The organism is Streptomyces sp. TRD_SC_5, from assembly GCF_056836825.1.
Genome location: NZ_JBWZZS010000001.1, coordinates 2,228,261 through 2,241,764 on the forward strand (window position 1 = coordinate 2,228,261; position 13,504 = coordinate 2,241,764).

General features: G+C 70.4%; 15 protein-coding genes. 12 read left to right on the forward strand and 3 right to left on the reverse strand.

The window, feature by feature from the left end:
* Positions 1-174: 174 nt before the first annotated feature.
* The 6 genes from AC1P0E_RS10255 (at position 175) to AC1P0E_RS10280 (ending at position 6,888) form a co-directional block, all read left to right on the forward strand.
* Entirely contained in the window at positions 175-1,581 is a 1,407-nt protein-coding gene (locus AC1P0E_RS10255) for an NAD(P)/FAD-dependent oxidoreductase (RefSeq protein ID WP_482741859.1), read from the forward strand.
* 1 nt (position 1,582) lies between these two features.
* A complete protein-coding gene (gene nirB / locus AC1P0E_RS10260) occupies positions 1,583-4,126 on the forward strand; it encodes a nitrite reductase large subunit NirB (protein ID WP_482741860.1) in 2,544 nt (847 codons plus the stop codon).
* Complete coding sequence (gene nirD, locus AC1P0E_RS10265; protein ID WP_482741861.1) at positions 4,123-4,452, forward strand: nitrite reductase small subunit NirD; 330 nt, start codon at positions 4,123-4,125, stop codon at positions 4,450-4,452. The genes nirB and nirD overlap by 4 nt, the downstream gene beginning before the upstream one ends.
* A 32-nt stretch (positions 4,453-4,484) precedes the next feature.
* Positions 4,485-5,069 (forward strand): TetR/AcrR family transcriptional regulator, encoded by a 585-nt coding sequence (locus tag AC1P0E_RS10270; RefSeq protein ID WP_482741862.1) that lies wholly within the window; start codon positions 4,485-4,487, stop codon positions 5,067-5,069.
* Between the two features lie 94 nt (positions 5,070-5,163).
* Entirely contained in the window at positions 5,164-5,934 is a 771-nt protein-coding gene (locus tag AC1P0E_RS10275; protein WP_482741863.1) for an SDR family NAD(P)-dependent oxidoreductase, read from the forward strand.
* Between the two features lie 27 nt (positions 5,935-5,961).
* Complete coding sequence (locus tag AC1P0E_RS10280) at positions 5,962-6,888, forward strand: oxidoreductase (protein ID WP_482741864.1); 927 nt, start codon at positions 5,962-5,964, stop codon at positions 6,886-6,888.
* A 3-nt stretch (positions 6,889-6,891) separates the two neighbouring features.
* Here AC1P0E_RS10280 and AC1P0E_RS10285 read toward each other — a convergent pair whose 3' ends face one another.
* Positions 6,892-7,305, reverse strand: coding sequence for a VOC family protein (locus AC1P0E_RS10285; RefSeq protein ID WP_482741865.1), 414 nt, complete (start codon positions 7,303-7,305; stop codon positions 6,892-6,894).
* A gap of 157 nt (positions 7,306-7,462) precedes the next feature.
* On the opposite strand from AC1P0E_RS10285, the gene AC1P0E_RS10290 reads away from it, so the two are divergent.
* Positions 7,463-8,023 carry an SRPBCC family protein gene (locus AC1P0E_RS10290; RefSeq protein ID WP_482741866.1) on the forward strand — a complete coding sequence of 187 codons (561 nt, stop codon included), beginning with the start codon at positions 7,463-7,465 and terminating at the stop codon, positions 8,021-8,023.
* Between the two features lie 4 nt (positions 8,024-8,027).
* On the opposite strand, the gene AC1P0E_RS10295 is transcribed toward AC1P0E_RS10290, so the two are convergent.
* Entirely contained in the window at positions 8,028-8,768 is a 741-nt protein-coding gene (locus tag AC1P0E_RS10295; RefSeq protein WP_482741867.1) for an NIPSNAP family protein, read from the reverse strand.
* A gap of 128 nt (positions 8,769-8,896) precedes the next feature.
* Here AC1P0E_RS10295 and AC1P0E_RS10300 point away from each other — a divergent pair, with 128 nt between their 5' ends.
* Positions 8,897-9,895, forward strand: coding sequence for a helix-turn-helix transcriptional regulator (locus AC1P0E_RS10300; protein WP_482741868.1), 999 nt, complete (start codon positions 8,897-8,899; stop codon positions 9,893-9,895).
* Between the two features lie 75 nt (positions 9,896-9,970).
* Here AC1P0E_RS10300 and AC1P0E_RS10305 read toward each other — a convergent pair whose 3' ends face one another.
* Complete coding sequence (locus AC1P0E_RS10305) at positions 9,971-10,408, reverse strand: MarR family winged helix-turn-helix transcriptional regulator (RefSeq protein WP_482741869.1); 438 nt, start codon at positions 10,406-10,408, stop codon at positions 9,971-9,973.
* A 124-nt stretch (positions 10,409-10,532) separates the two neighbouring features.
* Between AC1P0E_RS10305 and AC1P0E_RS10310 the strand changes: the two genes are divergently transcribed.
* The 4 genes from AC1P0E_RS10310 to pcaG are packed head-to-tail and all read left to right on the forward strand — an operon-like array spanning position 10,533 to position 13,448.
* Positions 10,533-11,354, forward strand: coding sequence for a CoA transferase subunit A (locus AC1P0E_RS10310; protein ID WP_482741870.1), 822 nt, complete (start codon positions 10,533-10,535; stop codon positions 11,352-11,354).
* Positions 11,351-12,121 (forward strand): CoA-transferase subunit beta, encoded by a 771-nt coding sequence (locus AC1P0E_RS10315; RefSeq protein WP_482741871.1) that lies wholly within the window; start codon positions 11,351-11,353, stop codon positions 12,119-12,121. Before AC1P0E_RS10310 ends, AC1P0E_RS10315 begins: the two co-directional genes overlap by 4 nt.
* On the forward strand, positions 12,121-12,888 hold the full coding sequence (pcaH, locus tag AC1P0E_RS10320) for a protocatechuate 3,4-dioxygenase subunit beta (protein WP_482741872.1): 768 nt from the start codon (positions 12,121-12,123) through the stop codon (positions 12,886-12,888). The genes AC1P0E_RS10315 and pcaH overlap by 1 nt, the downstream gene beginning before the upstream one ends.
* Complete coding sequence (pcaG, locus tag AC1P0E_RS10325; protein WP_482741873.1) at positions 12,888-13,448, forward strand: protocatechuate 3,4-dioxygenase subunit alpha; 561 nt, start codon at positions 12,888-12,890, stop codon at positions 13,446-13,448. The genes pcaH and pcaG overlap by 1 nt, the downstream gene beginning before the upstream one ends.
* The last annotated feature ends 56 nt before the right edge of the window (positions 13,449-13,504 follow it).

A 13,504-nucleotide genomic window follows, 5' to 3' on the forward strand; every position in this document is an offset into this window, starting at 1 on the left:
CGGAGCACCGTGGGCGTCTCCCGAGACCTCGGTCACCGCCGCGCGGCCGCGAAGCCCCGGTTCGATGATTGCCCGTACCCCTCACAGTGCGGTGCACGGGGCGCTGAGCGCAGTGTTCCCCGCGGGAAACAGACGGGATGCGGTCGGGTAACACCGCCCACGCAAGCTGCGGTCATGAGCAAGGACATCGTGGTGATCGGCGGCGGGACGGCGGGTGCCCGGCTGGCCCGGCAACTGACCCGCCGCCCCTCCCCGGCGACCGCGTCGGCGGGGCCGGCCGTCACTGTCACCGTCATCGGTGAGGAGGAGCACGCCCCGTACAACCGGGTGCTGCTCGCCGAGGTCCTCGCCGGCCGCTACGGCCCGGAGGTCATCGCACAGCCCGCGACGCCGGTGCGGCGCGGCGTGCGGGTGGTCCGTATCGACCGTGCCGAGCGGGTGGTGCAGTGCGACGACGGCAGCGTCGTCCCGTACGGCACGCTCGTCCTCGCCACCGGCTCCAACCCCGTCCTGCCACCCCTGCGCGGCCTCGGCGCCGACCTCCCCGACGGCGTCCACCCCTTCCGCACGCTCGACGACTGCCTGGCACTGGCAGCCGCCGTACGCGAAGGCACCCGCGCCGTCGTCATCGGCGGCGGCCTCCTCGGTGTCTCGGCCGCCCGCGCGCTCGCGGAACGCGGCGCCCAGGTCGTACTGGCCCAGCAGGGCGAACACCTCATGCAGCGCCAGCTCGACCCGGCCGCGAGCGAACTGCTGCGCGGCCACCTGGAGAGCATGGGCGTCGAAGTCCACACCGAGTGCCGGGTACGCGGCCTGCGCTGCGAGGCCGGCGAGCGGGCCGGGACCGTGCGGGCCGTCGAGCTCGCCGACGGCTACGCCCTCGAAGCCGACCTGGTCGTGCTGGCTTGCGGTGTACGCCCCCGAGTCGGCCTCGCGCAGGCGGCGGGCCTGGACGTGCGCCACGGCATCGTCGTGGACGACGAGCTGCGCACTTCGGACCCGCACATCCGCGCCATCGGCGACTGCGCCGAGCACGACGGCCGTGTATACGGTCTCGCGGGCCCCGCCCTCGAACAGGCCGACATCCTGGCCGAACTGCTGCTCACCTCACCCCCGGACGCACCGGCCGCCACCCCGCACACCGTCCACGCCGGGGTCGCCGCGGCAGCGGCGTCCGGGCCGGCGCACCCGACCGCGGGCCCCGCGACCGCGGGCCCCGCGACCACCGGACCGGCGACCACCGGACCGGCGACCACCGGCCCCGGCGGTGCTCCCTCGCCCCGCTACACCGGAACCCGGGCCCTCACCCGCCTGACCCTCAACGGCGGCACCGCCGTCGCCGGTGCCGGGCCGCTCGACCTCGCCGCCTTCGGTGAGACGAATCCGCTCCCGGGCGACGACGTCGTCCGTCTCGCCGATGCCACTCGTGGCGCCTACCGCAAAGTCGTCGTGCGCGGGGACCGGCTGATCGGCGGCATCCTGCTGGGCGATCTCGGCGCCGTCGGCGAACTCGCCCGCACCTGGGAGGGCGACGAACCGCTCCCCTCCACCCCGTTGTTCCATCTGCTTGGAGGCGCCTGAGATGTCCACACCACCCACGATCGTGGTCGTCGGCCACGGCATGGTCGGCCAGCGCTTCCTGGAGGCTCTCGCGGAGCAGGGCGTGACCGAGAGGGCGCGGGTCGTCGTCCTGTGCGAGGAGCCACGCCCCGCGTACGACCGTGTCCAGCTGACCTCGTACTTCTCGGGCCGCACCCCCGACGAGCTCGCTCTCGGCGAGCCCGGCTTCATGGACCGGCACGGCATCGAACTGCACCTCGACGACCCGGCGACGGCCATCGACCGCGAGGCGCGCACGGTCACCTCGCGCGCCGGACGGACCTTCGCGTACGACGCTCTCGTCCTCGCCACTGGTTCGTATCCCTTCGTACCACCCGTTCCCGGGAAGGACGCGGAAGGCTGCTTCGTCTACCGCACCATTGAGGACCTTCTCGCGATCGAGGCGTACGCGAAAACAGCGCGCACGGGAGCGGTCGTAGGCGGCGGACTGCTCGGCCTGGAGGCGGCGGGCGCGCTGAGCGGGCTCGGACTCGCCACTCACGTAGTGGAGTTCGCGCCCCGGCTGATGCCCGTGCAGGTCGACGAGGGCGGCGGCGCGGCCCTTCTCCGTACGATCGAGGGCATGGGGCTGACCGTCCACACGGGCGTCGGCACCCAGGCCGTCACTACCGACGCGGCCGGCGCCGTCAACGGCATGTCCCTCTCGGACGGTTCGACGCTCGAGACCGACCTCGTCGTCTTCTCGGCGGGCGTACGTCCGCGCGACCAGCTGGCCAGGGACTGCGGCCTGTCGGTCGGTGAGCGGGGCGGCATCGCCGTCGACGAACAGTGCCGTACGTCCGACCCCGCCGTCTTCGCGATCGGGGAGTGCGCGCTGGCGGTGGACGGCCGGGTGTACGGCCTGGTGGCACCCGGATACGAGATGGCCGAGACAGCCGCCGAAGCGATCACGGGAACGCTCGCGGGAGCGTTCCAGGGAACGGCCGAAACCGCGAACCGGGCGTTCACCGGTGCGGACATGTCCACCAAGCTGAAGCTCCTCGGTGTGGACGTGGCGTCCTTCGGTGACGCGCACGGCCACGCGGAGGGCTGCCTGGACGTCACCTACTCCGACTCGCGCTCCGGCGTCTACAAGAAGCTCGTGGTCAGCCCGGACGGTGCGCTTCTCGGCGGCGTCCTGGTGGGTGACGCCGACGCGTACGCGATGCTGCGACCGCTCACCGGTTCCGTACCGCCCGTCGCACCGGAACAGCTGATCGCGCCGGCAGGCGGCGGCTCGGTCACACTCGGCCCGTCCTCCCTCCCCGACGACGCGGTGGTCTGCAACTGCCACAACGTCACCAAGGGCCAGGTGACCGCCTGCTCCTCGCTCCCCGAGGTGAAGAAGTGCACCAAGGCGGGAACGGGCTGCGGCAGCTGCGTGAAGCTGATCGGCCAGCTGCTTCCCCAGTCCGGCGACAAGGGCCTGTGCGGCTGCTTCCCGCACACGCGCTCCGAGCTGTACGAGATCGTCCGCACCCTGCGCATCACGTCGTACGCCGAGCTTCTCGACTCGCACGGCCGTGAGGCGGCCCGTGGTGGCGACGGCTGCGAGGTCTGCAAGCCGACGGTCGGCTCGATCCTGGCCAGCCTGAGCAACGGCTACATCCTCGACGGCGAACAGGCCGCCCTCCAGGACACGAACGACCACTTCCTCGCCAACATGCAGCGCAACGGCTCGTACTCGATCGTGCCGCGCATCCCGGGCGGCGAGGTCACCCCCGAGAAGCTGATCGTGATCGGCGAGGTGGCCCGCGACTTCGGTCTCTACACGAAGATCACCGGCGGCCAGCGCATCGACCTCTTCGGCGCTCGGGTCGACCAGCTCCCGCTGATCTGGACGCGGCTGGTGGACGCCGGCTTCGAGTCGGGCCACGCCTACGGAAAGGCCCTCAGGACGGTGAAGTCCTGTGTCGGACAGACGTGGTGCCGTTACGGCGTCCAGGACAGCGTCCGTATGGCCATCGACCTGGAGCTCCGCTACCGGGGCCTGCGCGCGCCCCACAAGCTGAAGTCGGCGGTCTCGGGATGCGCGCGCGAGTGCGCCGAGGCGCAGTCCAAGGACTTCGGCGTCATCGCCACCGCGAACGGCTGGAACCTCTATGTCGGCGGCAACGGCGGCGCGACCCCGCGGCACGCCGATCTCCTCGCCCAGGACCTGTCGGACGCCGAACTCGTGCGTCTCATCGACCGGTTCCTGATGTTCTACATCCGCACCGCGGACCGCCTGGAGCGCACCTCCACCTGGCTGGAGCGGCTGGAGGGCGGCCTGGACCACCTCAGGGACGTGGTCGTCCACGACTCGCTGGGCATCTGCGAGCAGCTGGAAGCGCTGATGGCCACGCACGTGTCCGGCTACCGCGACGAATGGGCCGAGACGATCAACGATCCCGAGCGGCTGTCCCGGTTCGTGTCGTTCGTCAACGCCCCCGACGCGCCGGACCCGTCCGTACGGTTCGTTCCCGAGCGCGACCAGATGAAGCCGGACCTGACCTTCCTCACCCTCGAAGGGACCCGAGTGGGATGACCCTGCAACTACGCATTGACGACTCCTGGTTCACCGCATGTGCCTTGTCCGCCCTCACCCCCGGACGCGGTGTGGCGGCCCTGCTCCCCGACGGCCGTCAGGCCGCGCTGTTCACGGACCGCGCGGGGCGCGCGTACGCCATCGAAAACCGTGACCCGTTCTCCGGCGCCCAGGTGCTGTCACGCGGTCTCGTCGGATCCGTGAACGGCCGCCCCTTCGTCGCGTCGCCGCTCCTGAAGCAGCGCTTCGATCTGGAGACGGGGCTCTGCCTGGACGACGAAACAGTCACTGTGCAGACGTTCGCCGTACGCGTCGGGGTTAATTGACCGAGCGTTCAAGAACGACTACTGTTCTCGACGTGGCCAGGACCAAGGAATTCGATCCCGACGCCGCACTGCAGGCAGCTCTGGAGCTGTTCTGGCGGCGCGGTTACGAAGCGACGACCATGGCGGACCTCGTCGATCACCTCGGCATCGGCCGCGCCAGCATCTACGCGACCTTCGGCAACAAGCACGAGCTCTACCTGAAGGCGCTCGACCGGTACGCCGACTCCCGCAACCCGCACCTGCTCGGCGAACTCTCCCAGCCGGGCCCCGCACTGCCGGCCGTGCGCGCGGTGATGCGGCGGTTCGCCGCCGAGGCGGCCTCCGAAAAGGAACGGCTGACCGGCTGCTTCGTCACCAACACGGCCGCCGAACTGGCCCCGCACGACGACTCGGCGGCCCGCCGGGTCGAGGTGAGCTGGGAGCACGTCGAGACCCTGCTGCACTCCGCACTCGTACGGGCACAGGCGCAGGGCGAGCTGCCCGGGGACCGCGACCCCCGGGCGCTCGCCCGCATGCTGCTCGTACTGATGCAGGGCCTGCGGGTCGTCGGCAAGGCCTCCAGTGACCCGGCCAGGGTCCGGGACGCGGCCGAGCAGGCACTGACACTTCTCGACTGACCGGACCGATCCAACCACCATTCAGGCGCCCCTGGGGCGTCTCTTTTACGCCCCAATAACAGAACGCTCGTTCAAATATAAGGACGGAAGCATCATGACTGCTCGCTTCTCCGGCAAGACAGCCCTCGTCACCGGCGCAGGCTCCGGACTCGGCCGCGCCATCGCGCTCGCGTTCGCCGCCGAGGGTGCGAACGTCGTCGTCGCGGGACGCGGCGCCGCGCCACTCGACGAGACCGTCGCCCTGGCACAGCAGGCGGGCGGCGGCGGCACCACGGTCGCGATCACCACCGACGTCAGCCGTTCCGAGGACGTGCGGCGGCTCGTTCGCGAGAGCGTCGAGCGCTTCGGCAGCCTCGATGTCGCGGTGAACAACGCCGGCGTGTTCCGGGGAGGCGGGCCCGTCGCCGAGCTGTCCGAGGACGACTGGCGCACGCTCCTCGACATCAACGTCACGGGCGTACTCCTGTCGATGCAGGCCGAGATCGATGCGATGCGTTCCCAGGAGGGCGGCGGCGCGATCGTGAACATCTCCTCCAACCTCGGCGCGCACCTTCGCATCCCGGGTGTCGCCGGTTACATCGCCTCCAAGGCCGCCGTCTCCGCGCTCACCCGCGCCGCCGCCGTCGACCACATCCAGGACGGTGTCCGGATCAACGCGGTCAGCCCGGGCCCCGCCGCCACCACCATGTCGCTGCGCCCCGGCGAGAGCGACGCCGAGCGCGCCGTCCGCATGAAGGGCGAGTCACCGCTCGGCCGGGTCTCGACGACCGGTGAAGTCGCCGCCGCCGTGCTCTACCTGGCCTCCGCCGACGCCGCGTCCGTCGTCGGAAGCGACCTCGTCATCGACGGAGGCGCCTCCGCGTGACAAGGGGTCCGGCCGTACGCTGACCCCATGACGACTGGCTGGAAAGCGAGCGACATCCCCGACCAGAGCGGCCGTACGGCCGTGGTCACCGGGGCCAACAGCGGCATCGGACTTGTCACGGCCCGCGAACTCGCCCGCCGCGGCGCGCGGGTGCTTCTCGCGTGCCGCAGCGAGCAGCGCGGCAAGGAGGCAGCTGCGCGCATCACGAGCGAAGTCCCCGGCGCACTGGTCGAGTTCACGCCACTCGACCTGGCGGACCTGGCCTCCATACGGAACTTCGCCGACGCCTACGCGTACGACCGCCTCGACCTGCTCATCAACAACGCGGGCGTCATGGCCCTCCCGTACGGACGGACCGCGGACGGCTTCGAGACGCAGTTCGGCGTCAACCACCTCGGGCACTTCGCCCTCACCGGACTGCTGCTGCCGCACCTGCTCCGGACACCCGCCGCGCGCGTCGTGACCGTCTCCAGCGGGTTGCACGCACTGTCCAACATCGACATCGGCGACCTCAACAGCGAGCGGGCGTACCGTCGCTGGATCGCCTACGGCCGCTCGAAGACGGCGAACCTGCTCTTCGTCCACGAGCTGGCCGGGCGGCTCGCAGCGGCCGGCTCCGACGTGGTCGCGGCAGCCGCCCACCCCGGCTATGCCAGTACCAACCTCCAAGCCGCGGGCGTACGGATGGAGGAGCGCAGGGCGGCCGAACGGATCGTGGCACTGGGGAACAGGATCATCGCCCAGCCCGCCGAGTCCGGCGCCCTGCCCACGCTGTTCGCGGCGACCGCGCCCGGCGTACGTCCCGACTCGTTCACCGGCCCGAGGCTGCAGGGCTGGCGTGGCCCGCCCGCGAAGTCGTGGCGCGCGGCCTGGACGAAGAACGACGTGGCGAGCGAGCGCCTGTGGGTCGCCTCGGAGCAGCTCACCGGAGTGACGTACACAGGCTTCAAGTGAGCGTCAGCTCTGTCCGCCCTCGACCGCAGACGGGTCCATCCAGACGATCTCCCATGTGTGACCGTCGGGGTCCTGGAAGGAACGGCCGTACATGAAGCCGTGGTCCTGGGGCTCGTTCGCCGGGGAGCCACCGGACGCGAGGGCCGCGTCGGCCAGCTCGTCGACCTTCTCCCGGCTCTCGGCGCTGAGGGCGAGCAGAACCTCCGTGGTCCTGCTCGTGTCCGCGATCTCCTTCGTGGTGAACTCCTTGAAGCGCGGCTCGGTGAGCAGCATGGCGAAGATCGTGTCGCTGATCACCAGACAGGCCGTCTTGTCGTCACTGAACTGCGGGTTGAAGGAGTACCCGAGCTTGCTGAAGAAGGACTTGCTGGTTTCCAGGTTCTTCACCGGCAGGTTCACAAAGATCATCTGGTTCATGAGCTGTGTCTCTCTCTTCTCTCGGTCGGTGATTCAGTGCCGTCGTTGCCATTCACAGGGGTAGACCCGGGGGCCACGCGAAACTCATCGCTCGAACAGAAACGCGCAGAAGATTTCCGCCTTGCGGGTGCGCCCCGTCCGTCCTAACGTCGGCGCCATGACCAGCTCCGCCGGCAAGAAGATCACCGAGAAGCTGTCGGCCGACGCGCTGAAGGCATCCACGGGCCGGGACTGGGACGCCTGGTTCGCCCTCCTCGACGCGTGGGGCGCCACCGGGCGCGGCCACACGGAGATCGCCCGCCACCTCACCGACGACCTCGCGGTGGACGGCTGGTACGCCCAGTCGATCACGGTCGGGTACGAACAGGAACGCGGCATGCGCGCGGTCGGCCAGTCGTCGCAGGGCGACTGGCAGGCGAGCGGCAACCGAACCGTGGAAGCGCCGGTCGCGCGCTGCGAGGCCGCCTTCACGGATGCGGAGGTACGCCGCCGGTGGCTTCCCGGGAGCGAGTTCTCGCTGCGTACGCACCGCCCGGGCAAGACCCTGTCGGCCGATTACGCGGACGGCCGGCTCTCCGTCCGCTTCACGCCCAAGGGCGAGGCGAAGACACAGGTGTCGCTCGCGCACACCAAGCTCGCCGACGCGGAGGCGGTGGCGGCGTACAAGGTGTTCTGGAAGGAACGTCTGGCCGCTCTGAAGACGCTTCTGGAGAAGTGAACGTTCAGGAGATGGCCGAGCGGCCTGTGGGCGTCAGCCGCAGTGTCCGGGGGGCCGCTGTCTGTTCCCGCTCGATGCCCGGCAGGATCTCGTCCCGTACGAGGGGATGGGCCCGTACGTCGGCGAGGTGCTGTCGGTAGGCGCTCTCGTCCGGATACGAGGTGAAGACCGCGGCGACGTTCTCTCCGGTGCGGACGGGCAGTCTGAGGAATGTGTTGTGCGCTGCCTCGGTGGTGAGGGCGGCGAGCGGCGCGGGGACCGTCAGGCGGAGTACGGGCAGGAGGCCGTCCCGGATCAGCGCGATGCCGTCGGGCCGTCCGGGAGGGAAGGACCACAGGGTGGCGGACACGAACCGCTCCGGTGCCGGAGCACCGACCGGGGGCCGCTCGGACGGGGGGAGCGCGAAGCCGTTCTCGTCCGACAAGGGGCGCAGGAGCAGGACGCCGTCGGAGTCGATCATGGTGGCATTGGCCCGGGGTCTGTGCTTGGCCCAGACGGGACCGTCGTAGAAGGCCGTCAGTGCGCGGTGTCGTGCCGCCATGTCCCGGAACCCGCGCAGCCAGACGAAGCGGTCCGGGTCGTCGAGGTCTCGGAACTGGCCGAGCACGGACATCCCCGCCTCTTCCTGGGATTCGATGAACTCCTGGTCGAACAGCTCGATGAGTTCGTCGCGTCGGCCCGGACGCAGCGTGTACTGGCGCAGTTCGATCACGGCGGGGCGGAAGGGGGGACCAGTGGGGGGCACGGCTGACTCCTGCTCAGTTCTCTTCTTCGGGTACGGGTTCCCGGCTCGTTCAGTCGGAGCCGGGCCTGGTCCGACGGTAGGGCGGAGGTGTGTCAGGGGCTGTCAGGGTTTCCGGAGAGAATGTGCCCATGTCCGCTGGTCGACTGCTGTCGGTGTTGCTGCTGCTGCAATCCCGCGGGCGCATGCCCGCGCAAGGGATAGCCGACGAGCTGGGTGTGTCCGTGCGGACGGCATACCGTGACCTGGCGCGTCTGCAGGCCGCCGGGGTACCGGTCCGTGCGGAGCCGGGCCGCAACGGCGGCTACCAGCTGCTCGACGGTTATCGCACCCGCCTGACCGGGATGAGCCAGGGCGAGGCGCGGGCACTGTTCTTCGCCGGGCTCCCCGGCCCCGCTGCCGACCTGGGGCTCGCGGCGGAGGTGACGGCGGCACGGCTGAAGCTGCTGGCCGCGTTGCCGGCGGAACTGAGTGAGGAAGCGGCGCGGACCGCGGCGGTCTTCCACCTGGACGCTCCGGCCTGGTACCGGGACCCCGAACCAACGCCGTATCTCACCCTGTTCGCCGACTCGGTGCTCACCCGGCGAGTGGTGGACGTGCGCTACCGCCGTTGGCGTGCGCCCCAAGAGGTGCATCGGCGCCTTCGCCCCTACGGCCTGGTACTCAAGTCCGGTACCTGGTATCTCGTGGCCGCTACGGACAGCCGGATCGCGACCTACCGGGTCACCCAGGTCCTCGACGCGGTGCTGAGCGACGAACGGTTCGACCGACCCCAGGACTTCGACCTGGGCGCGTACTGGGCCTCCTACCTCGACGATTTCCAGACACGCCGCTACACCGGCACCGCCACCATCCGCCTGTCCCCACGGGGACGCCGACGGCTGCCGGACAACCTTCCCCCTGAGGCGGTGCGGGCAGTCGAGTCCACCGCGACCGCCGTGGGCGACGACGGATGGGTCGAGGCGGTCATCCCGACCGAGGGCACCCAGCACGCGTGCGGTGAACTGCTGCGGCTCGGCGGCGACGTCGAGGTCCTGGCGCCGGCGGAACTACGCCAAGCCATGGCCGACACGGTAGGTGTGCTCGCCCGGGCGTACGGACTCGTCTGTCACCACGACACAGGCGAGTGAGGTGAGGGCGGATTACCTCTCCGGCAGTCGCGCGATATCGCTGGGCGCGCCGTAAGGCCGGGAACGTCCGAAAGCTCAGCCCCGGAGCTCTTCCGCCGCGTCCGCGACCCGCCCGATCAGGCGCAGCAGCGTCTCCTGCTCGCCCTCGTCGAGGGGCGCGAGGAACACCCGGTTCATCCGCGCCGTCCGGGTGACCAGCTTGCGGTGCACCGCCGCACCCTCGTCCGTGAGCTTGAGTACGTTGCGCCGCCCGTCCTGGGGGTCGCGCACCCGCTGCAGCAGACCCCGCCTGCCGAGGCGCGCCACCAGGTCCGCGATGGTCGAGCGGTCGAGGTGGACGTGCTCGCTCAGAGTCCGCTGGTCGATGTCCGGCTTCTCGGCCAGCGTGTTGAGTACGGCGAACTGCGGCGACGTAATCTCCTCCGAGACCATCGTGGTCCACAGCAGGGTGTGCGCCTGCTGGAGCCGCCGGGCGAGGTGCCCGGGATGGGTGCTCAGATCGACCGCAGCCATGCGGGCCTCCTGCAATCGTAGGCAATGCTCTGTGTACTGAGCCATTGACGCGAGCCTGACTCGATGGAATTGTACGGCCTCGACGAGAAAATAGTCAGTACACTGAGCAACCAGCGGAGTGACGATGGCCGACATACGCAGCCTGCACGACGCCGTGGCGGACCTCATCCACGACGGGGACACCGTCGCCATGGAGGGCTTCACCCACCTGATCCCGTACGCCGCCGCGCACGAGATCATCCGCCAGGGCATCACCGACCTGACCCTCGCCAGGATGACCCCGGACGTCATCTACGACCAGCTGATCGGCGCCGGTCTGGTGAGGAAGCTGATCTTCTCCTGGGGCGGCAACCCGGGCGTCGGCTCCCTCCACCGCTTCCGGGACGCCGTCGAGAACGCCTGGCCGCGCCCGCTGGAGCTCGACGAGCACAGCCACGCGGGCATGGCCAACCGCTACGTCGCGGGCGCGTCGCGCCTGCCGTTCGCCGTACTGCGCGGATACCGGGGTTCGGACCTCGCCACCCGTACGGACACGGTCTCCTCCGTCACCTGCCCGTTCACCGGTGAGGAACTGGCCGCCGTCGCCGCGCTCAACCCCGACGTCACCGTCATCCACGCCCAGCAGGCCGACCGTGAGGGCAATGTCCAGCTGTGGGGCCTGGCCGGTGTCCAGAAGGAGGCCGCGCTGGCCGCCGGCCGGGTGCTGGTCACGGTGGAGGAGATCGTCGACGAGCTGACGCCCCGGCCCGGCGGCGTCGTCCTGCCGACCTGGGTGATCGACGCGGTCGCCGTCGTGCCGGGCGGCGCCCATCCGTCGTACGCCGCCGGCTACACGGTGCGCGACAACGCCTTCTACCAGGCGTGGGACCCGATCGCCCGGGACCGCGACACCTTCACCCGCTGGATCAACGAGAACGTACGCACCGAAGGGGCTGTCGCCCGATGACCACCGAGGAATTCACGCGCGACGAGCTGATGGAGGTCAACGCGGCCCGCGCGCTGGCCGGGGCACGCACCTGCTTCGTCGGAATCGGACTGCCGTCCACCGCCGCCAACCTCGCCCGCAACACCGTCAATCCCGGCCTCGTCCTGATCTACGAATCCGGGACGATCGGCTCCAAGCCGACCCGCCTGCCACTGTCCATCGGCGACGGCGAACTGGCGGAGACCGCAGACGCGGTGGTGCCCGTACCGGAGATGTTCAATTACTGGCTCCAGGGCGGCCGGATCGATGTCGGCTTCCTCGGCGCCGCCCAGGTCGACCGTTTCGCCAACATTAATACGACGGTCATCGAACGAGGCCCGGGCAAGCCAGAGGGCCGCCTTCCGGGCGCGGGCGGCGCACCCGAGATCGCGTCGAACTGCGGCAAGGTGCTCATGGTGCTGCGCCACTCCACCCGCAACTTCGTGCGGAAGCTGGACTTCGTCACCACGCTCGGCCACGGCTCGGGCCCCGGCGACCGCAAGGCACTGGGCATGCCGGGCGCGGGCCCGGTAGCCGTCATCACCGACCTGGGCATCCTGCGGCCCGACGCGCACACCGCCGAACTGTGCCTCACCGAGCTGCACCCGGGAGTCACCGTCGAGCAGGTACGGGCGGCCACCGGCTGGGAGCTGAAGGCCGCCGACACGGTCGGAGTCACCGTGCCTCCGACCGCCGCCGAGCTGGCCACGCTGCGCGCGCTCAAGTCCGCAGGAAGGGACAAGGCCTGATGACTCTCACCCAGTCCGACATCGACGGCGAGCTCGCCGAGATCCGCGCCGGTCACGAGAAGGCGCGCACCGAGGGCACCCCGGCCTCGCACCACCCGCCGCGCGACTTCCCGCCGTACCGCAGCAGCCTGCTCCGCCACCCGAAGCAGCCCCTGGTGGCCGTCAACAGTGACCCGGAGACCATCGAGCTGTCCGGCCCCGTCTTCGGCCACACCGACGTCACCGAGCTCGACCACGACCTGACCCGGCAGCACGCGGGCGAGCCGCTCGGCGAGCGCATCACCGTCTCCGGGCGGCTGCTCGACAGCGCGGGCCGTCCCGTGCGCGGCCAGCTCGTCGAGCTGTGGCAGGCCAACGCCTCCGGCCGGTACGCCCACCAGCGCGACCAGCACCCGGCGCCCCTCGACCCCAACTTCACCGGCGTGGGGCGGGTCCTGACGGGCGACGACGGCTCGTACAGCTTCACCACCATCAAGCCGGGCGCCTACCCGTGGCGCAACCACGAGAACGCGTGGCGCCCCGCGCACATCCACTTCTCGCTCTTCGGATCGGCCTTCACACAGCGCCTGGTCACCCAGATGTACTTCCCCGGCGACCCGCTCTTCGCGTACGACCCGATCCTCCAGTCCGTCACGGACGACGCAGCCCGTGCCCGGCTCGTCGCCGCGTACGACCACTCCCTCTCCCGCCCCGAATGGTCACTGGGCTACCGCTGGGACATCGTCCTCGACGGCCCGTCCGCCACCTGGATCGAGGAAGGCCGCTGATGGCGTCCCTGCCGCCCACCCCTTCACACACTGTCGGCCCCTTCTACGGATACGCCCTGCCGTTCCCGGGAGGCGGCGATATCGCCCCCGGGGAACATCCCGACGCGATCACGCTTCACGGGTACGTGTACGACGGCGCCGGGGAACCGGTCCCGGACGCGATCGTCGAGTTCTGGCAGGCGGGACCGGACGGCTCGCTCACCGGCACGCCGGGCTCGATGCGCCGGGACCCGGTCACCGGAGGTTTCCTCCGCCGCAACGGGGTCGACTTCACGGGCTTCGGCCGGGTCCCGACGGACGCGGACGGCCACTACACGGTCCGCACCCTTCCGCCGGGCGCCCCTTCCGTCCCGTACATCAGCGTGTGCGTGTTCGCACGCGGCCTCACCCACCACCTCTTCACGCGCGCGTACCTGACCGAAACCCCGGACGCCCTGCTCGCCTCGCTGACTCCCGAGCGCCGCGCGACACTGATCGCCCGGCCCGAACCGAACCGCACCCACCGCTTCGACATCCGCCTCCAGGGCGAGGAAGAGACGGTCTTCCTTGACTTCGCCTGACCACGGGCTCCTTGCCCCCGTACGCGCGGGAACCGCCGCAGAAGCCGCGACCGGCG